The sequence below is a fragment of the Pseudomonas sp. D4-21 genome, from assembly GCF_051132125.1.
Taxonomy (GTDB): domain Bacteria; phylum Pseudomonadota; class Gammaproteobacteria; order Pseudomonadales; family Pseudomonadaceae; genus Aquipseudomonas.
This window is the reverse complement of the sequence record NZ_CP071664.1, coordinates 2,815,036-2,833,663: the sequence shown is the minus strand read 5'-3', so window position 1 is coordinate 2,833,663 and position 18,628 is coordinate 2,815,036. Positions and strand designations below refer to the sequence as shown.

Sequence of the window (18,628 nt, the reverse complement as noted above, 5' to 3'; positions counted from 1 at the left end):
TTCGCCGGTGGTTAAAATGCCGGCCTTTCGAGTCGCTGGCGTTTTTCCTGATGAATCCTCAAGCCCTTCAAACATTGCAGAGCCACTTGTCGACGGCGCTGGGATCGGTGCCCGACGAAACCCGTCGCCTATTCCACGGTCGCGGGCGCTGCTGGCCAGGGCTGGAGCAAATCACTGTCGACTGGCTGCAAGGCGTGGTGCTGGTTTCGCTGTTCAAGGAGCCCGATCCAACGCAACTGGATGACTTGTTCACCATGCTGCGCGCCCTCGCCGCCTCGCCCGCCTGGCAACACAGCGGCGCCCATACCCTCGCCGTGCAGTATCGATACCTGCCCGACAGTCTCACCCAGTGGCTGGTAGGCGAACCGATCGATGAATGGACCCTGACCGAAGGCGGCCTGCGCTACCGGATCGATCTGGGAAGGAAGCAGAACAACGGCCTGTTTCTCGACATGCGCTACGGGCGCGACTGGGTGCGGGCCAATGCCTCTGGCATGCGGGTGCTGAACCTCTTCGCCTACACCTGCGGTTTTTCGGTAGCGGCCATTGCCGGCGGTGCGCACCACGTGGTCAACCTGGATATGTCCCGCGCGGCCTTGAGCCGTGGACGCGACAATCACCGGTTGAATGGCCATGACCTGGGCCAGGTCAGTTTCCTCGGCCACGACTTGTTCAAGTCCTGGGGCAAGGTCATCAACAACGGGCCGTACGACCTTGTCATCATCGATCCACCCACTTTCCAGAAAGGCAGCTTTCTGCTGACCAAGGACTATCAGCGTGTACTGCGCCGCCTGCCGGAACTGTTGACGCCTGCCGGAACCGTCCTGGCTTGCAGCAACGATCCGGCCACCGGCCCGGACTTCCTCATCGACGGTGTCATGCGCGAAGCGCCGGGGCTGTTATTTGCAGAGCGGCTGGCCAATCCCCCGGAGTTTCCAGACGCTGACCCGGCCTGTGGCCTCAAGGCCCTGGTATTCAGGCGACAGGCCTCAGGCAAGGGTATGGACGCTATTGAGGCCGCAACGGCCACCATGGATCGACCAGATCGGTAGTCACGCGACGAACCAGGGCGTCGATCTCCCGAGTCCTCACCGAGCGGTAGATCGCCATGGTGCGCCGGAACTGATCATCATTGAGTGCCACCGGCTGGCCAGCAGTCCAGTCCACATCGTTCACGGCCTCCAGGTTCGCTCGGCGCCAAACCATCTGGCCATCCACCGGAGCGTGCTCCCAGGCACTCGGTAGATCGGCGGCTGGATGCCTGAGGTTGTCCAGCAGCGCTTGCGGCCAGCCGGCCGCGTCCACCGGTTCGCTGAAGGCATCCGACAGCTTCTCGTCCACGCTTTCCCAAATGGTCGCTCCTTCAGTCCAGTCCCGGGACATCAGGCCAAGGTACGGCCGCCAAGTGGTTTCCCCTACGCAAGCAACTTGATCAGCATCGTTGAAAATGTCCTGGGCCGTGCAAAGCCAGTCGATGAACGCCTCCCGGCTCATCAGTGCGGCACGCTCGGCAACAGTGAGCGGCCTGAGCGATAGCGAGTAATTCCAGAAGTCGTATTGAATTCTCATGAAACTGGCAAAAGGCACTGGCTCATTCAAAAGGCGGGCGCGCTGTACCGTAATGAACATGGATATGTGTACTTCAAGCTCTGACAAATCAGGCGATACCCTGTCCAGGATGCGCGCCTGCAACCGGCTGCGCAGCGCTGCCAGTTGTGGATCAAAGTCTGTCAGTCGGCTCGGTAGCTCGGCATAGATGTCCTCGAAATTCGTGTAATGCTGAAGCACGGCGGCTCCCCTGGAACGAGCATTGGACGGCAGCCCCGGGTCGGCACTGTTGATATCGCTGGTCATCCGGACTGAAAACCAGTCAATGAACCGCCTGTTCCCGGGCTCATCGCGCGCCGCCTCCAGGGAGCCTCGAAAAGAGTCAAAGCCCTCCAACCAATCATCGGCCGTGTAGCGAAAGGCCTCCGGTCGCAAGACGCGAAGCGCTTGGATCTGGGCGCTCGGCAACGGATTGTTCTGAAGGAGTATTGCCAGCACCTCAGGTGTTGGCTCACCGCCCAATAGAGGCAGCAGGTCATCCTGGATATTGCTGATCCGATTATTCATGAGGTCGAGGGTGATATGCGCGGCGGATGGATTGGACAGCATCGCCAGGGCCGCCGGGGGCACCGTATCGAGCCCGGTATTGGCCAGTCCCAGGTCCCGCAACAGTCTGAGCTCGGGCAGGCTTGGCAGATGGGTGCAATTGTTGCCGTTCAAGGCGAGCTCCTCCAGCCCGGTCGCCGTGCGCAGGAATGCGCTGCCTTCCTCATCGAGCCTCAGGCCACAGCGCGACAGGTTCAAGATGCGCAGCTCCGGCAAGGCGGCGATGGCTCGCAGCTGCTCGGGAGTGAAATGCAGATTATCAGCCCATACCAGGTCCTGCAGCGAAGGCAGCTCGGCGAGGCGACCGATGGCCTCGACCGTGGCGGCACTCATCGACGGCCCTACCCCACTGCTGACTCCCGACAGGTTCAGGATATGCAGGTTGCTCGCCGAATCGCCGCCAAGCAGAGGTACGAAGACATCGGCGGTCATCAACAAGGGATTGTCTTTCATCGACAACTCCAGCAGCCCGCGCAACTCGCCGGCAGCCACGGGTATCGTATTCAGCTGGTTGCCCCGCAGGTGCAAGGTATCGATGTTGGGAAACAACCGGAGGAAATCAGATGGGTCCTCATCCAGGCTCAGATTCGTCAACATCAACTCTTCGATGTGCTCGAAATTTGCGCTGATGGTCGGTAATCGGCCGAGGTAGTGCCCCGACAGCTTCAACCGCACCTCGCTCCCCTCCTGGCCCGGAACCGGGGTGCGTCGCCAGGCACGGCGGATTTCCCCGCCGACGATCCTGCGCTGCTCGGCCCGCGCCTGCGGGTCGAGCGGGTTTTCGGCGGGGTGATGCACGTCTCCATGGGATTCCCAGTGATGCAGCTCTTGGTCAAGTGCTGTCCACTGGGCTTGCAGCCGGTCGACCAACGCCTCCAGCGTCGTGCCCGCCCGCCTCGCCTGCTGGCTCAGATCCAGCCGAAGCTGAACCATGGCATCACCGGCATGACCGGGATAAAGCTGTTCGATCCGATGGTCCAGGCCGTTGCGCCACGCCGATAGAGGAAGGCGTCCACGCCCGCTGAGCGGGTAACCCATGCGGCCGTTGAGCGATTGCAGGCCGGGCCCGTCATCACCGATGCGCTTCATCTGTAGGAAACCACGGAGTGCCTGCCGATCATCCAAGGCCTGGTCGAGCAAACGGGTGCGCAGCTTCGTCGCGTCCCATATATCCAGGCCGAGCGCCTTGCGCGCATCATCGGGCATGGCCCTGAGCAGCGCTTCCTCCAACGGGAGAGGGCCCGCCAGTTCTTCACCTTGTTCATCGAAAGGCTGGTATCGCTCACCTTCCTGGCGGATGGTCTTCATCGGCCCTTCTCCTTCCAGCTCAAGCGGAGTCCGGAGTTCCCGCGACCACAGGCGAAGATGCAAACGCCCCTTGGCCAGCGGCGACTGGTCGAGCAGGCCCATGACCAGGCGATCCCGGTCGCCGGTGCTTTCACCGCGTTCCAATGCGCCCAGCGCGCGGGTCAGGCGCAACTCACGCAACGCTTCGGCACATTGGTCACCCAAGTCCCCGGCCACACGCCCTTGGACCAAGCGCAACCGTTCGACCCCCGTCGTTTGACGGGCAAGCTCGTTGGCGATGGACTCCGGCATACCGGGAAAAGCACGCTTGATCGGCGTGGCCAACGGATCCAGCTCGACACCGCGACGCATGCCATCGGTCACCCGTGCCGCGTTGCGCTCCAACAGGTCGGCCCAGCGGTCCGCCAACAGCCGACTACGCTCTGCTGGGCGCAGGCCGATGCTGCGTTGCCCGAGTATCTCGGTCTGTTCTTCCCTGCCCAAATTCGAGAGCAAATAGTTGGCCCAGGCATCGCTCTGCAAATCTGTGCTGGTCAATCGGATAAACCGCACGTCGCCCGCACGCCCAATGGGGTAGACCCTGACGCCATCGTCGTAGCGCAGCGTGGCGCCTCTCGGCCAGCCTGGAAGATCGACAAGGGTCTGGACGATCCGAAAGTGCGCGCCCCCCATCGACTCATTGCGGCGCAGTCGCGCGACGGCCTGTTTCAGGTTCTGCCAGTTCCTCGCGTCATCCAGACTGTCGGCGAGTATTGCCGGCAATGGCTGGCCCTCGACCTGCAAATAGCGTAGATGTTCCTCGTTGATACCTGTCTGGCGCTGCAATGAGAGGATTGCCTGGTCATCCAGCTCGGAGGGTGTTTCGGCGAAAGATCGCAGCAGCTCCAGGTTGCCCTGCCGCATCGGATCGCGATGGGCCCACTGCCAACCACGGGCACGGTTCCACTTCAGGGGCGGTCGGATACCACGATGGTCGGCAGGCAAGCGCAGGTCGAGCGCGTCGCCGGCTCCCTGGACTTCGAAGTAGTCATCGTCGATTCGAACCCAGGCCTGCTCCGGTGTGCGCCAGACGCCCCACGCGTCCTGTTCGGCTTCTGCCGGCGGCACGCCTTGCGCCCGGAAACTACGCACATCGCCGTTCCACAAGCGCGTGCTACCGTCATGGGCGGACATCGGCTCCAGGGTCCCGCCCACGAATCCCAGATAGGCACCTTGGGCGATCCCGAACAAGACATTGAAGATATGGTCGATGCCCTCCTGGGCCTGGCCTTCGTTGAACGCCTGGATGCCTTCAAAAATCTCATACACCATCTGCGCGCCCCCGACCGCCGCCGCGGTCATGCCAACCGGTGCGTAGAACGGGAACAGCATGGCCGTGACCATCAACGCACGCTCGGCAAGGCTTTCCCAGTAGGCAAACCGCGCCATCCGCGCCTGCCAGTCCTTCTCCTCGGTGGGAACCATCAGCGTAGCCGCGTTGGCCAATACATGGCCGCGCCACTCGCGATAGCAAGCGGGCCAGGGCTGCTCGCGCAGATCACCCAGGCCCCAGGCAACCTTTGGCATCGGCACCCGGATGCGTTCCCGCGTCCCGTCCTCGCCCCGCTCACCCTCGCGCCAGCCGGTGATGCGGCCGTAGATCTCCTGCATCACGTTAGGGTGGGCATCCACCCGCCATTCCACCTGATCGTGCAACGCGGTCCCCAACGAGGCCTGCAAGCGCAACGGGAAGTAATGCATCAGGCTCTGGCGATAACTGCGTTTACGTACCCGTTCGATCAGCTCGGCAGACATGGCTTGCAGGCTTTTGAATTGCTTGAGGGGCGCCACCGCATCATGGGGCATGTGCAGGACGACTGGCCGAACGCCTTCGGCGTTGCCTTGCACGCCCCAGTAAACCCGTGCACCGAACAACGGCACCGACAGCAGCTCAAGGGACTTGACCTCGCAAGCCAGCGGCACGGCAGGTCGCTCTTCCAGGTGCACACCAACGTGGGCCAGCATCCGCTCGCCGGTTTCATCCAGGCGCCCGTCCAGCTTCGCTTCATAGGCATCGTAGGCGAGACGGCTGCGTGCATAGCTCATGTAGACATGCGCAATGGCGGGGACTTCGGCGCCGAGGTGCGGCAACCTGCTTTCGAGCACCTGTCGGTAAGCCCCGCCTGCGTTAATCCGGCGGCAAAGACGCGCAAATTCGGCGGGTGATATGGGCAATGCCGCGGTATCCGATCGTTCATCGGCGTCCAGGAACTCCAGGCTGCGACCTTGAATGTAGAGCACGCCGTCCTTATCGAAGTCGCTGCCTGTCACAGCATCGGCGGGCGGGAAATTTTGCATCGCGGCTTTCACCACCGTCAGGGCGGGGTCACGGATGTAGTGGGTGCGACTCACCCTTGCCCTGCGCACCGCATCGACAGCCGTGCCAAAGCCGTTTACCGCAATCCAGCGTTGTATCTGTGGCTCGGCTTGCAGCAGGTTGGTTGCGAAAACCGCTGGTTTCGGCAGGTCGGCAACCAACGCGTTGAGTGCGTCGCTGTCGCTCTGTAACTGCTTCATGAGGGCTTTCAAGCGCGTCTGATGAGGGCGCGCGGCTCGCTTCAACCAGCCGGGCAGCTTGGCCTCGATGATGGCGACATGAGTTTGAATGGACATGATGGACCTCCTTCCTTGGGGTCGTTCGAGCGTTCGAAGTGGTGAGCACGCTCAGCTCAGGGTTGGGCGATGCTGTCGAAATCGGACGCTTTTTGAAACCGGCGAAGCGTTGCAAGGGGTTGCGAGACTGGGGCACGGGCTCGCGGCTAATCGCACCCGGCGCCTGGGTGCGTGCAGCGAACCCGTTGCCCCTTCGCGTCAGGCCGCCATCTAAGCGGCTCTCGACTAGACAACCAACGTCAACCACGCCGAGACCAGCAGCAACACCGCCATGGCCCGATTGAAGCGGCCCATCGCAACGGCGGAACGGCAAAACCTCGCCGCGCCACGCCCCAAGCAGGCCCAGGCAGTCATGCAGGGGATCGAAATCGCGAAGAATGCGAGGGACAGCCACAGCACCCGCGCCGTACGGTCGGCCTCGGACCCGGCGAACACGCTGACCACCGCCAACGCCATCATCCAGGTCTTGGGATTCACCAGCTGCAACCCGGCGGCGCCCACCAGGCCGAGTCGGGGCCCGTCCACAGGTCGGTCCGGGTCGATGGCTTCAGCCGGTGCGCTGTAGATCTGCCAAGCCATCCAGCTGAGCCAGGCGATGCCGGCCCATGACAGCGCCGTTTGAACCATGCCATGCCGGGCCAGCACGTCCCCCAGCCCGGTGCCCACCAATAGCACCAACATGGCGGCGGCTGCGCAAGCGCCGAGGATTATCGGCCAAGTGGTCGCCAGGCCGTAGCGTGAGCTGTGGCTCAGTACGAGGATATTGGTCGGGCCCGGCGTGATGGAGGCGACGAAGGCAAACAAGGCAAACGGCAGTAATTGGTCCATGGAGCGACTTCTCATTGGTGATCGTAGAGCTGATCATCCCGATGCCGCCGTATTGAGTCTGGAACAATTGAGCAGCGCTTGCGCTAGTCCACCGGGCTCAGTGCATTACTGTAAAAACCGACCCGCGAAGCTAGTCGAGGAACCCTGTTACCGGACGCATATGGCAATGCCAAGTTACACACTTCGATCGTGCAATATCTCGCCGCAAAATTGACAGCACGCTGAACAACCAACCCTGACTACTTCATTTATATTCCTGTCCGCACACATCATATTTTCTGCGGGGAGTAATACTTTGACTAACATCAAGCGCCATCTTCGAGGCACGTGGATCTCGACAGTAATCAATCTCGACTGGCCGTCAAAAAACTCCCTCTCGCTTGTTGATCCTCAGGCACGCATCAACCAACAAAAGAACGAACTCAAAAACCTGCTGGACGAGGCAGTCAAGCTGCGGCTCAATGCGGTGTTCTTTCAGGTCAAACCGGCTTGCGATGCCTTCTACCGTTCGCAAGTACTGCCTTGGTCGGCCTAACTTACTGGCACTTTGGGCCAGGATCCCGGTTACGATCCATTGCAGTTCGCCATCGAGCAGGCACACCTGCGCAACTTGGAGCTGCACGCATGGTTCAACCCATACAGAGTCTCCATGAATACAAGACAAAGCACTGTCGAGGCGTTGAGTAACGTGCCCCCCGCCTCGCCCGTCAGTGTTTACTCGTCGAATCATGACTGGGTCCGCATCGCCGCGCAGCGATTCGTGCTGGACCCAGGGGTTCCAGAGGCAAGGGATTGGGTTATTCAAGGCATCATGGAAGTGGTCGACAACTACGACATCGATGGCGTTCATCTCGATGATTATTTCTATTACGAAACGCCAGACTCGCCACTTGATGATGCGGACACTTTTGCGAAGTATGGTAATGCCTTTCAAGACAAGGGCGATTGGCGCCGAAATAACATCACCGAGATGATAGCCCTGCTTTCCAGGCGAATACGAGCCTCGAAATCACATGTCAAGTTCGGTGTCAGTCCCGCAGGAGTATGGCGCAACCAAAGAGACGATATAGAGGGGTCGGATACCACGGCCGGCAGTCCCACCTACGATAAGCAGTTCGCCGATACGAGACAGTGGGTATTGGATGAACTGCTCGACTATATCGCGCCTCAAGTGTATTGGCCGCTGACGCGCAGAATAGTGCAGTACGACATTATTTCGAACTGGTGGGCAAGTGTCGTTCGCGGCAAAAGTGTGCATCTATATATCGGCATGGCACTCTATAAAGTAGGAGTCGCCAGCAGTGCGGAACCACAGTGGCTCGTGGAAAATGGCACGACTGAAATCGGTAACCAACTCCTGTGGAACCTCACATCGGAGGGCGTTCACGGAAGTGTTCTTTTTCGAGCGTCATTCTTCCATGCCCCGGCGGTGCTGCCCGCGACAGGTGTGATCAAGCAAAGTATATGGCCAACCCTGGCGCTCGTTCCTTCCATGCCGTGGAAAGGCACAAAGCCCCCCGCCCCACCCATAGAGCCGGAATGCCGCACGGCGTCGCAAGGGGTTGAACTTCGATGGGTGGATGGAAATGACGAGGGGACCGTGTACTACGCGATTTACAGATTCGCGTGCAATCAGTCAGTCATGATCGACAATCCTGAAAATCTGATCGCTACGGTGCGTAGGGCGGGAACACAACAGTGTTGGGTGGATACGTCACCGTCGAGTTCCGAGGGGATGATGTATGCCGTGACAGCACTTGATCGCAACCACAATGAAAGCGCCATGGCGCTCGCCCGTTGGAGCGCCCTTGTACCGCAACAAAGCGAATGAACCGGTTCATTGGTTCCGGAGTGCTCGCTTGCGATAGTCCGCCGGGCTCATGCGATAGGCACGCTGGAACCAACGGCCGAGGTGGCTCTGGTCGGCAAAACCGAGCATCGCAGCCACCGCCACGGCGCTTTCGCCACGAGCCAGCAGACGTCGCGCCCGAGCCAGGCGCAGCTGGATCAGGTAAGCATGGGGCGCCAGGCCGAAAGCGGTTTTGAACGCGCGGCTCAGGCGAAAGCGATCCACACCGGTGGCCCGCGCGAGGTCGTCGAGGCCGATGTCCTCGCTCAAATGGCTGTGCAGGTAGTCGCGGGCCTGCTGGGCCACCAGCGGCAAGCGCGGGTCGGGATTGATCCGCGCGCGCCAGTGCAGGTGTTGGGTGAGGTTGGACAGCAGCATGTCGAGGGCGGTTTGGCGCACGATCAGGATGTCCTGTTCATGCAAGCTCTGGAAAGCCGTGGCGGTGGCGCGCGCCAGTTGTGCGTCGTCGTTGAGGGTTGCGGCGAAGCCCAGGCGGGCGTTGTCCGGCGCTTCTTCGAACAGCGAGCGCAGTTCGCGCTCCAGCCATTGCGGTTCGAGATACAACGTGCGGTAGGTGAAACCGTGTTCGTGAGGGGCGTTACCGTCATGCAGTTCGCCGGGCTCGAGCAGGAACACTTTGCCCGGCGTGCTGGTGTGTTGTTGTCGGCGACAATGGAACTGCTGCACGCCCTGCTCCGTCACGCCCACCAGGTAGGCGTCGTGCCAATGCGGATCGTAGGCATGCCCCTCGAAATGCGCGCGCACGGTCTCGATGCCGGACGTGGCGTCCTGCTTGAGATCGATCCAGTTGCGCGCTGTCATGTTTCTTTCCGTCTAGTCGATGTGCTCCGGCAGATTAACGGCTGCTCGGGCCTCTGTCTGGAAGATTTGTGCAGACCGAGGGGAAATAGCATCACGCATCGGGCGTGATTACCGGCAGCACCGTCTCCACCGCCAACCGCGCCAGCTCCGCATCTTCCTCGGCCTTCACACCGGAAACTCCGATGGCGCCGATGCATTGGCCGTCATGGCGGATCGTCACGCCGCCCTCGAGCATGCCCTGCAAGTGCGGCGCGCTCAAGAAGGCCAGGCGGCCGCCGTTGATCATGTCCTCGAAGGCCTTGCTGTCACGCCGTCCCATGGCGGCGGTGCGGGCTTTTTCGGTGGCGATGTAGGTCGACAAGGGCGACGCGCCGTCCAGGCGCAGCAGCCCGAGGGGATGCCCGCCATCGTCCACCACACACACCGACACCGCCCATTGGCGCTGGTGAGCAAGCTCCTTGGCCGCCACCAGTAGTTGTGCAACGTCCTGTTCCGTGAGTACCGCTTTGGTTTTCATGAATCACCCCGAGTTATGGAACATGAGGCCTGCCGGCCAGCGCCTACAGGCCGTGGGCAATGCGCTGATTATTCACCGTAGATATCGAAATCGAAATATTTTTGGCGAATCCGATCGTACGTGCCATTGGCGCGAATGGTTGCCAGGGCCCGGTTGAAGCGGCTCGCCAGCGGATCGTTTTTGCGCACCGCGATACCGATGCCCGTGCCGAAGTATTGTTCTTCGACGAAATTGGGTCCGACAAATTCAAAATCCTTGCCTTCCGGCCGCTTGAGCAAGCTTTCGTCGATGACGACCGAACTGGCCATCGTCGCGTCCAGACGGCCGCCCAGCAGGTCGAGGAAGATCTCGTTCTGCGAACCGTAGCGGATGACTTCGGCGCCGGCCGGGGCAAGCTTGTCGGTGACGTAGCGATCGAAGTTGGTCGCCCGTTGCACGCCGATTCGCTTGCCCTTGAGCTGCGCGGGAATCGCGTTGATGCCGCTGCCCTTGCGAAACACCAGGCGAGCCGGGATTCGGTAGTAACGGTCGGTAAAGTCGACCGATTTCATCCGCTCCGGCGTGATCGACATGGAGGAAATCACCGCGTCGACTTTCTTCACTTTGAGCGCCGGGATCAAGCCATCGAACTCCTGCTCTTTCCATTCACAACGGACCTTCATCTCGGCGCACAAGGCCTGGCCGATATCGTAGTCGAAACCCACGATGGCGTTGTCCGGGGTTTTAGAGGCGAACGGTGGATAGGCCGCTTCGATGCCGATGCGCAACGAAGTCTGCGCGGCCTGCAGGTTGGCGCCGAACGCCAGCAACGAGACGATGCCCAGGTTAAGTGCAATGCGTTTGATGTTCATTCATTAGCTCCGGATGCGATGTTATTGATTTCGGACGCTCCGGGGGGAAGCCGTCCGTTATGGCAGCAGCAACGTGAACAAGCGCGGGCGACGGCTCTGGTGGTCGTCTTGCCCGGGGACGGCAGCACAGCGGTCCGGCGGTGCTACACCGCCGCGGTGACGATCAGTTCCAGCAGGATCTGCGGGTCATCGAACGCCACCTGTGCGGTGGCCCGCGCCGGGGTATGCGCGGCCTCGACCCAATCACTCCACAGCGCATTCATCGCGGCGAAATCGCGCCCCATGTCTTTCATCCAGATTTGCACGCTGAGCAGCCGACGTTTATCGCTACCCGACGCGGCGAGCAGTTCATCGACCCGTTGCAGCACCTGGCGGGTCTGGCCCTCGATGTCCTGGCTACAATCGGCGGCGACGATGCCGCTGAGCCAGGCCACGCCGTTGTGCACGACGCTACGGCTCAGGCGCGGGTTGCTTTCGATACGTTGGATGGTCATGACAGTTGCTCCAATGAGTGGCTTTCGCCGGCCAGTTGGGCCAGCGTGATGGGTTTGAGGGGCGCACGGATGCGGTAGTCGCCGACCTCGGCGGGTGAAACCCGGCGATGGGCGGCGATGATCTGCGTGACAGTCAAGCCACACTGGCGGCCCTGGCACGGGCCCATGCCGCAGCGGCCGAAGGCCTTGGTCTGGTTGGGCCCCAGGCAGCCGAGGTCGACATGACGGCGGATATCACCGGCGCTGACTTCTTCGCAGCGGCACACCGTGACGTCATCGGCGGGAACGCAGCTCTGCGTCGATGGGCGATAAAGGGCATCGATCAATGGCCGCGCCGCACGGGCGCGGCGTAATGCCTTCTGGACGCGACGCGCGGGCTCCTGACATCCGGCCACGGCCAGCGCCGCCAACCGCCCTTCGAGTCGCGCCACCTGGGCGCCGCCGATGCCACCGCCGTCACCGGCAATGAAGATGCCAGGAGCACTGGTTTCGCCAAAGCCATTGCGGCGCGGGACCCAGCACAGCTGCGACTCGCTCCAGTCATGTTCCAGGCGCAGCGACCGGCTGACCTGCGTATGAGGGACCACGCCCTGGTGCAACAAAATCAGCTCGGCACCTACCTGGTGATGCCGCCCGCCACTGTCGAAACTCAACGCCCTGGCACGATCCTCGCCCTCGATGCGCAAATGAGCGGCACCGCGAAAATGGCGGATACCGGCACGCTTCAATTCAGCCAGTAACCCCGCCCCCTTGAGCAAGTCACGCCAACCACGGAGCGCCCCGGGTATCTCACGCCAGGCCTTGATGAGATCGCGCCGATGGCTGGTATCGACCAGCGCGTCGATGACGATCCCGGCCCGCAGGTACTGCACTGCCAGCAGGTACAACAGCGGACCACAACCTGCCAGGACCACGGGCCCGGCCGGAACCATCGCCGCGCTCTTGAGCAAGATCTGCCCCGCGCCGGCGGTCATCACCCCGGGCAAGGTCCAGCCGGGAATCGGCATCGGCCGTTCGAGGGCGCCGGTGGCAATCAGCAGATGGCGCCCCTGCAAGACTCGCGCACGGCCGTCGATCAGGTAATGAACCGCGCGCTGCGGTGTGACTTGCCAGATTGCCGCGTTGGGCAAATAGCGGGCTCCACACTGCATGAATTCCGCCGCCAATCCAGCGCCCACGCGGTAATCCTCACCCAGGACCGCGCGGCTGCAGGCATCGGCGTGAAGGACCTGGCGATAGATCTGCCCGCCGGGGCTGGCCTGTTCGTCCAGTACCACCACTGACAATCCACGGGACCGGGCTTCGAGCGCCGCGCTCATGCCGGCAGGTCCGGCGCCGATGATGACCAGATCGATCGCGACGTTACTCATCGCTTTGCTCCCGGCCCGTTACCAGGCTGGCGGCGCCACATTGACGGCGCACGCGCATGCCGGCGCGCACGGCCACCAGGCAGGATTGGACGTTGGCCTGGTCATCCACCTGCACCAGGCATTCGAAGCACACGCCCATCATGCAATACGGCGCCCCGGGCCTGCCGTTGATGGCGCTTTCGCGGGTATGGCGGACGCCGCTGGCGAGCAAGGCGGCCGCCAGCGAGACATTCCCCGGCACGCTCAACGGTTGGCCTTCGAATTCGATCAACACATTGTGCTGCGCAGCGACCAAAGGTCTGAAAAGGCTGTCAGCCAGCATGGCGTACCTCCACGGATGAGCTAAAGCGGTGCAAGCCGAATGGCTTCACGGCCGGGTCATCGAATTCACCGGCAATCCACGGGGCCAGGCGCAGGGCATGAGCGGCGGCCAACGTCACACCACTGTGGCAACTGACGACCGACAGCCCGGGGCAGCCCTGGTACATTTCGTAGATGGGGAACCCGTCCGCGCTCATCACCCGCAACGCGCCCCAGGCACGCACCAGCCGCACGTCACCCAACAGCGGGAAACACTGCACCGCGCGCCTCGCGATAGCAGCCATGACTTGGCTACCGGTGCCATCGTCGAAACCTGCCGATTCATGGGAATCGCCCAATTGCACGGTGCCCTCGTCGGTCTGACGCACGTAAGTGGTGGGGTAATCGAGAAAGGGCTTGAGGCGCTCGGTCACCAGGATCTGCCCTCGGTTCGGTTGCACGGGCACATCCAGACCAACCATTTCACCCAAGCTCCGATTGCCCAGGCCAGCGGCCAGGACAACCTGCCGGGCCGACCAGTGCTGGTCGCCGGCACGTAGCCGAAAACCACTGGCATCGGGTTCGATTGCATCGACGTGATGACCATTGATCAACGTTACGCCCCGGGCCTGGCATGCGGCGTAGAGCGAACGCAACAGTTTCAACGGATTCACATGACCGTCCATGGGCGAGAAGCAACCGCCCACCACGTCTGGCCCGATGCCGGGCAGACGGCTGCGCAGTTGTGCCGGTGCCAGCAGTTCGTAGGGGTAATCGCCGTCAAGGGCTTCGCGCAGCCAGCCAAGGCGCGCGGCCTCCTCGGCCATTTCCGCGTCGCTCAGGCACAGTTGGAAACCGCCCTGCTGGCGCAGGTGGATATCGATGCCGGTATCGGCCTGCAACGCAGCGGCGAAGCGTGGCCACAGCGCCACGGACTCACGGGTCCATTGCGCATAAGGACTCATCCCAAAACCCTTGCCCTGGACCCAGAGCAAACCGAAGTTGCCCCGGGCGGCGCGTATGGCATCGTCGCCCTCGTCGAGCACACTCACCTGGCGTCCGAGCAGGGCCAGGCCATAAGCGATGGACATACCTACCAACCCACCGCCGACGATGATGACATCAGTTTTTTGCATGGCAGCTCTTTACCGTGGAGGTGCTTCTTGCAGGGGGCACAGGCCTTTATTTCGGACACATGCTTTGATGGACAAGATGCTAGGGCGCTGCCGCGCTCGTGAAAAATGCTTTATTTTGTCCAGTTCATGTCTTTTTGTTATGGATAGGTAAGCCCATGAACCTTCGTCAGCTCGAAGCCTTTCGCGCAGTGATCCTGGGGCAGACGGTGACCCGCGCCGCCGAGATGCTGCACATTTCCCAGCCCGCCGCGACCCGGCTGATCGCCAGCCTGGAAGAAGACATCGGCTTCAGCCTGTTCGACCGGATCAAGGGGCGGCTGCAACCCACCGCCGAAGCCATGACGCTTTATCAGGAGGTGCAGCGGTCGCTGCTGGGCGTGGAACGCATCGCGCGGACCGCACAGGACATCCGCAACCTCAAGCGCGGATCGCTGCACATCGCCTGCGCGCCGGCCATGGGCTTGTCGTTCCTGCCACGGGCCATCGCCGCGTTCATGGCCGAGCATGACCAGGTGCAGGTTTCCCTGGTGGTGCAATCCTCGCGGGAAGTCGTGGACCTGGTGGTGGGCCAGCGTTGCGACCTGGGCTTGATCGTCCTGCCCAACACCTACCCGAGTCCCCGCGCTGAAAAACTGCTGGCGACACGGATGCTCTGCGCCCTTCCCGCTGGCCATCGTCTGACGGATCGCCGGATGATCGTGCCGCAAGACCTGCACGGTGAGCGGTTCATCTCCTATCCGCAGTCCATTGGTTCTCGCCAGCACATCGACGCGATCTTCGCCGCACACGGCGTGGAACGTGAATTGCGCCTGGAGACGCAGCTTTCCCAGCCCATGTGCACGTTCGTCGAGCAAGGCCTGGGCGTTGCGTTGGTGGACGCCATCAGCGCGGTCGAATACCGGGGCAACGGCATCGTCTTCCGCGCCTTCGAGCCGGCGATTGAAATGGACTTCAGCATGTTGCTGCCGATTCAGGGACCCTTGTCGAAATTGCAGGCGTGCTTTCTGGAACACATGCAGCGATTCATCGAGGCGCAGGTGCCGGCGGCGTATCGGTTTTAGCTGGTTCAACGGATCCATTGGGCAAATCAGTGAAGACTTGATGGATCACTTGACCAAAACTGAACTGCCGCAAAACCCGTGGCGAGGGAGCTTGCTGCCGATGGCCTGCGAAGCAAGCCCCTTAATGGAATCAAGGTAAAGCTCACTCGCCGTTTTGCGGCTGCTATGTAGCCGAGTGGGAGCAAGCTCCCTCGCCACGGGTTTTGTATAGGCTCGACTATCGGGACGTGTCTCTCCTGGGCCTCAATCCGTCGTGCTCGCCGCCAGCACCCCCAGCGTGCAACGCTCGGGGTTCCAGATACTCAGGCACCAAACGCCCCACCATTCCATGCCATCGGCGAAATAATCACTCCAGGGGTCCCGGGTCGGATCGGGCTCGTCGCTGGCCAACCCGTTGAAGTTGAAATTATCGACCCAGTCCACCACCACCACGCGGGCATCCGGTGCAAGCCCCAACACGTCAAGCCATTCCTTGAACAGCGCCTGGGGCGTGTCGTCAACGAAGCGAGTGCCATAGGGTGGCTCGCAGAACGCGTCGTACAAAGCGAAGGATTCCGGGTTTCGCCCGGTCTTTTCAACACGCACCAGTTGAAGGATCTCATCGCGCCCTAGCGCTCTGGGTCGGGCTTTGGCCAAGTCCCAGTTCATGTTTGGAGGCGGGACGTCGGCAACGGACGGATCCACGACCAACTGACGGTGCTGTTCGAGCCATTGAGCCTTGATGTACTGGAACAGCCGGTCTACCGCCTGGCCATGCAGCGCTTGGTCGACGGTATCAACCGCCTCGGGCGCGAAGACCAGGAAATCAAACGCGCAACCGGCTTTCTCCATCCGCTGGCGCAACGCATCACTGGTCGACTGTTCAACGATCCTCAACATGACGAGCTCCGCTAACCCTTGACGCACACCACTTGACGCAGTGTATGCAGCACTTCGACAAGTTCACGTTGTGCATGCATTACCTTTTCTATGTCTTTGTAAGCCATGGGGATTTCATCTATCACGGCGACGTCCTTGCGGCACTCTACATGGGCGGTGGCGCGCACTTGGTCGTCGACGGTGAAACGCTTTTTCGCTTCGGTGCGGCTCATGACCCGACCGGCCCCGTGGCTGCACGAACAGAACGATTGCTCGTTGCCCAGGCCCCGGACGATGAAACTTTTGGCGCCCATCGAGCCGGGAATGATGCCCAGTTCGCCTTTTTGCGCCGATACCGCGCCTTTGCGGGTCACCAGCACCTCGCGTCCGAAGTGTCGCTCCCTCTGCACATAGTTGTGATGGCAGTTCACCGCTTCCAAAGCCACTTCGAACGGTTTGCTGATCACCTGTCGCGTGGCCTGTATCACGGCGTCCATCATCAACGCCCGGTTCTGCCGGGCGAAATCCTGAGCCCAGCCCACCGCTTCGACGTAGTCATCGAAATGCCGGCTGCCTTCTTCAAAATAGGCCAGGTCTCGATCCGGCAGATTGGCGAGGTGTTGGCGCATATCGGCCTGGGCCAGCTGGATGAACAGGTTGCCGATGGCGTTGCCCACGCCCCGGGAGCCACTGTGCAACATGAGCCAGACCCGATTGGCCTCATCCAGGCACACCTCGATGAAATGATTACCGCTGCCCAGGGTCCCGAGGTGCTGGCGATTGTTGGTGCGGGCCAGCTTCGGGTATTTGTCGGTAATCGCCTTGAACCGCGCGGCCAGCGCGGACCACGCCTGGTCCGCGTGCCGTGGGACGTTGCTCCAGGCGCCTTTGTCGCGCCCGCCATGGCTGAGGCTGCGGCCATGGGGCACGGCTTTTTCAATGGCGCTACGCAGGGCGTGGAGGTTGTCGGGCAGATCGGCGGCATCCAGTGAAGTACGGGCCGCAATCATGCCGCAACCGATGTCCACCCCCACCGCAGCGGGAATGATTGCCCCCACGGTCGGGATCACGCTGCCTATGGTCGAGCCCTTGCCGAGGTGGACATCGGGCATCACCGCCAAGTGCTTGAAGATAAACGGCATCTTCGCGGTGTTCATCAATTGCTGTCGGGCCTCGGGCTCCACCGGGACGCTCTGGGTCCAGAGCTTGATGGGCTTGCCGTTGGCGACTTCCAGCAGGTCGTAGGTGTTTTCTTGCATGACCGGAGCACTGTCTATAGGCGAACCGGCTTGATTGCCGGCTCATGATTTTCGACACCGGCCATGAACGCAGATTCAGGTGCGGTCTGTCGAATGCGATTGCATGACGGGATGTGGCGAGCCTGCCTCGAGGCTGTGGCGATACTCGCTGGGCGTCTGGTTCATCTCGACGCGAAAGTGCCGATTGAAGTTGGACAGGTTGTTGTAACCGACTTCAAAACAGATATCGGTCACCGCCATTTCGCTCTGCGACAGCAACCGGCAGGCGCGCTGGACCCGGAGCTTGCGCGTCAGGTCGATGAACCCGTGCCCGGTGATGCGTTTGAAGAACCGAGAGAATCCGGGCTCGCTCATGCCCAGTTGCTGGGCGATCTCTGACACGCGCAGGTCGCCCGTGAGTTCGGCTTGCAGATATTCGAACGCTTTTTGGATGCGCTCCGAGCTGCGCGCGTCAAGGACCGGCGCATAGCAAGGACTGGCCAGGCATGAGGCCTCGCCGTCGCCGGCATGGCCAAGGGTGTCGAGCAGTTCGAGAAACAGCGCCAGTCGCGCCAGCCCCCTGGCCGGGCCGATCGCTTCGAGCAGTTGCGCGGCACGGCGCGCAGTGCCGCCGCTAAAGGCCAGGCCACGTCTGGCCCGCTCGAACAATCGCTGCAGATCCCCCAGTTCAGGTAAGGTCCGGCGCAACGACAACAGCGTGGCACCGTCGAACTGCAACACCACGTCGCGCCCGACCAACTGCTCCCCGGGTGCGACATCGCCGATCCAGTCGTGAGGCAAATCCGGCCCGATCATCGCCACATGGCCTGGCCCGAAAGGGCCCATGTAGTCACCGACCAGTAATCTGCCGCTGCCCTGGCGGATCAGGTGGATTTCAAACTCCGAATGATGGTTCCAGCGTGCCAGCGGATAGGGATAGTCGTGTTCGTACCAGCGAAAACTGTGCTCGGGCTCGGTCAGGATGACTTCCAGCTCGGCAGGCCGGTGATCGTACAGCAGCGTTCGGTGGTCAGGCATGTCGCGCCTCTTTCTCGTTATTGCGGGCACCTTACGCCGAGTGCCTAGGGCGTCGCCAGCCTCGTCGCGACCGCGCACCGATACTTTTTTAACACGGGCGCTGGGGTAGTCGATCGCGTTAAAAAAGTATCAGTTTTCAGCCCCACTGGCGT

Annotated in this window: 14 protein-coding genes and 1 pseudogene; 3 read left to right on the top strand and 12 right to left on the bottom strand. The window is 61.7% G+C overall.

Features of this window, described 5'->3' with window-relative positions:
- Positions 1-50: 50 nt before the first annotated feature.
- Positions 51-1,052 carry a class I SAM-dependent methyltransferase gene (locus tag J3Q04_RS12690; protein ID WP_434605743.1) on the top strand — a complete coding sequence of 334 codons (1,002 nt, stop codon included), beginning with the start codon at positions 51-53 and terminating at the stop codon, positions 1,050-1,052.
- Here the strand turns inward: J3Q04_RS12690 and J3Q04_RS12685 are convergent.
- The gene (locus tag J3Q04_RS12685; RefSeq protein WP_434605745.1) at positions 1,009-6,114 is read right to left on the bottom strand and encodes a dermonecrotic toxin domain-containing protein; all 5,106 of its coding nucleotides are present in this window, start codon (positions 6,112-6,114) and stop codon (positions 1,009-1,011) included. The two genes, J3Q04_RS12690 and J3Q04_RS12685, sit on opposite strands and share 44 nt — an antisense overlap.
- Before the next feature lie 225 nt (positions 6,115-6,339).
- The gene (locus tag J3Q04_RS12680; RefSeq protein ID WP_434605747.1) at positions 6,340-6,942 is read right to left on the bottom strand and encodes a LysE family translocator; all 603 of its coding nucleotides are present in this window, start codon (positions 6,940-6,942) and stop codon (positions 6,340-6,342) included.
- 295 nt (positions 6,943-7,237) lie between these two features.
- On the opposite strand from J3Q04_RS12680, the pseudogene J3Q04_RS12675 reads away from it, so the two are divergent.
- Positions 7,238-8,773, top strand: a pseudogene (locus J3Q04_RS12675) (family 10 glycosylhydrolase).
- Positions 8,774-8,779: 6 nt separating this feature from the next.
- Here J3Q04_RS12675 and J3Q04_RS12670 read toward each other — a convergent pair.
- From J3Q04_RS12670 to J3Q04_RS12640, 7 genes are all read right to left on the bottom strand, one after another.
- Positions 8,780-9,613: an AraC family transcriptional regulator gene (locus J3Q04_RS12670; RefSeq protein WP_420763917.1), complete on the bottom strand. Its 834-nt coding sequence runs from the start codon at positions 9,611-9,613 to the stop codon at positions 8,780-8,782.
- Positions 9,614-9,704: 91 nt separating this feature from the next.
- Positions 9,705-10,130, bottom strand: coding sequence for a GlcG/HbpS family heme-binding protein (locus tag J3Q04_RS12665; protein WP_420763916.1), 426 nt, complete (start codon positions 10,128-10,130; stop codon positions 9,705-9,707).
- A gap of 68 nt (positions 10,131-10,198) precedes the next feature.
- Positions 10,199-10,981 (bottom strand): ABC transporter substrate-binding protein, encoded by a 783-nt coding sequence (locus tag J3Q04_RS12660; protein ID WP_420763915.1) that lies wholly within the window; start codon positions 10,979-10,981, stop codon positions 10,199-10,201.
- Positions 10,982-11,124: 143 nt separating this feature from the next.
- The gene (locus J3Q04_RS12655; protein WP_434605750.1) at positions 11,125-11,475 is read right to left on the bottom strand and encodes a RidA family protein; all 351 of its coding nucleotides are present in this window, start codon (positions 11,473-11,475) and stop codon (positions 11,125-11,127) included.
- Positions 11,472-12,845 (bottom strand): FAD-dependent oxidoreductase, encoded by a 1,374-nt coding sequence (locus J3Q04_RS12650; protein ID WP_434605752.1) that lies wholly within the window; start codon positions 12,843-12,845, stop codon positions 11,472-11,474. Before J3Q04_RS12650 ends, J3Q04_RS12655 begins: the two co-directional genes overlap by 4 nt.
- Positions 12,838-13,167 carry a (2Fe-2S)-binding protein gene (locus J3Q04_RS12645; RefSeq protein ID WP_434605754.1) on the bottom strand — a complete coding sequence of 110 codons (330 nt, stop codon included), beginning with the start codon at positions 13,165-13,167 and terminating at the stop codon, positions 12,838-12,840. Before J3Q04_RS12645 ends, J3Q04_RS12650 begins: the two co-directional genes overlap by 8 nt.
- Positions 13,157-14,281, bottom strand: a complete 1,125-nt coding sequence (locus J3Q04_RS12640) for an NAD(P)/FAD-dependent oxidoreductase (protein ID WP_420763911.1) — start codon at positions 14,279-14,281, stop codon at positions 13,157-13,159. The genes J3Q04_RS12645 and J3Q04_RS12640 overlap by 11 nt, the downstream gene beginning before the upstream one ends.
- A gap of 155 nt (positions 14,282-14,436) precedes the next feature.
- Here J3Q04_RS12640 and J3Q04_RS12635 point away from each other — a divergent pair, with 155 nt between their 5' ends.
- Complete coding sequence (locus J3Q04_RS12635) at positions 14,437-15,342, top strand: LysR substrate-binding domain-containing protein (RefSeq protein WP_420763910.1); 906 nt, start codon at positions 14,437-14,439, stop codon at positions 15,340-15,342.
- 243 nt (positions 15,343-15,585) lie between these two features.
- Here the strand turns inward: J3Q04_RS12635 and J3Q04_RS12630 are convergent, their stop codons facing one another.
- The 3 genes from J3Q04_RS12630 to J3Q04_RS12620 form a co-directional block, all read right to left on the bottom strand.
- Positions 15,586-16,221: a hypothetical protein gene (locus J3Q04_RS12630; protein WP_434605756.1), complete on the bottom strand. Its 636-nt coding sequence runs from the start codon at positions 16,219-16,221 to the stop codon at positions 15,586-15,588.
- Positions 16,222-16,232: 11 nt separating this feature from the next.
- Positions 16,233-17,459: an RtcB family protein gene (locus J3Q04_RS12625; protein ID WP_434605758.1), complete on the bottom strand. Its 1,227-nt coding sequence runs from the start codon at positions 17,457-17,459 to the stop codon at positions 16,233-16,235.
- Between the two features lie 75 nt (positions 17,460-17,534).
- The gene (locus J3Q04_RS12620) at positions 17,535-18,476 is read right to left on the bottom strand and encodes an AraC family transcriptional regulator (RefSeq protein ID WP_434605760.1); all 942 of its coding nucleotides are present in this window, start codon (positions 18,474-18,476) and stop codon (positions 17,535-17,537) included.
- Positions 18,477-18,628: the final 152 nt, after the last annotated feature.

Bases quoted from the DNA above. Each gene is read 5' to 3' on its own strand.
- J3Q04_RS12690 (WP_434605743.1), top strand. From the start codon at position 51: ATGAATCCTCAAGCCCTTCAAACATTGCAGAGCCACTTGTCGACGGCG.
- J3Q04_RS12685 (WP_434605745.1), bottom strand. From the start codon at position 6,114: ATGTCCATTCAAACTCATGTCGCCATCATCGAGGCCAAGCTGCCCGGC.
- J3Q04_RS12680 (WP_434605747.1), bottom strand. From the start codon at position 6,942: ATGGACCAATTACTGCCGTTTGCCTTGTTTGCCTTCGTCGCCTCCATC.
- J3Q04_RS12670 (WP_420763917.1), bottom strand. From the start codon at position 9,613: ATGACAGCGCGCAACTGGATCGATCTCAAGCAGGACGCCACGTCCGGC.
- J3Q04_RS12665 (WP_420763916.1), bottom strand. From the start codon at position 10,130: ATGAAAACCAAAGCGGTACTCACGGAACAGGACGTTGCACAACTACTG.
- J3Q04_RS12660 (WP_420763915.1), bottom strand. From the start codon at position 10,981: ATGAACATCAAACGCATTGCACTTAACCTGGGCATCGTCTCGTTGCTG.
- J3Q04_RS12655 (WP_434605750.1), bottom strand. From the start codon at position 11,475: ATGACCATCCAACGTATCGAAAGCAACCCGCGCCTGAGCCGTAGCGTC.
- J3Q04_RS12650 (WP_434605752.1), bottom strand. From the start codon at position 12,845: ATGAGTAACGTCGCGATCGATCTGGTCATCATCGGCGCCGGACCTGCC.
- J3Q04_RS12645 (WP_434605754.1), bottom strand. From the start codon at position 13,167: ATGCTGGCTGACAGCCTTTTCAGACCTTTGGTCGCTGCGCAGCACAAT.
- J3Q04_RS12640 (WP_420763911.1), bottom strand. From the start codon at position 14,281: ATGCAAAAAACTGATGTCATCATCGTCGGCGGTGGGTTGGTAGGTATG.
- J3Q04_RS12635 (WP_420763910.1), top strand. From the start codon at position 14,437: ATGAACCTTCGTCAGCTCGAAGCCTTTCGCGCAGTGATCCTGGGGCAG.
- J3Q04_RS12630 (WP_434605756.1), bottom strand. From the start codon at position 16,221: ATGTTGAGGATCGTTGAACAGTCGACCAGTGATGCGTTGCGCCAGCGG.
- J3Q04_RS12625 (WP_434605758.1), bottom strand. From the start codon at position 17,459: ATGCAAGAAAACACCTACGACCTGCTGGAAGTCGCCAACGGCAAGCCC.
- J3Q04_RS12620 (WP_434605760.1), bottom strand. From the start codon at position 18,476: ATGCCTGACCACCGAACGCTGCTGTACGATCACCGGCCTGCCGAGCTG.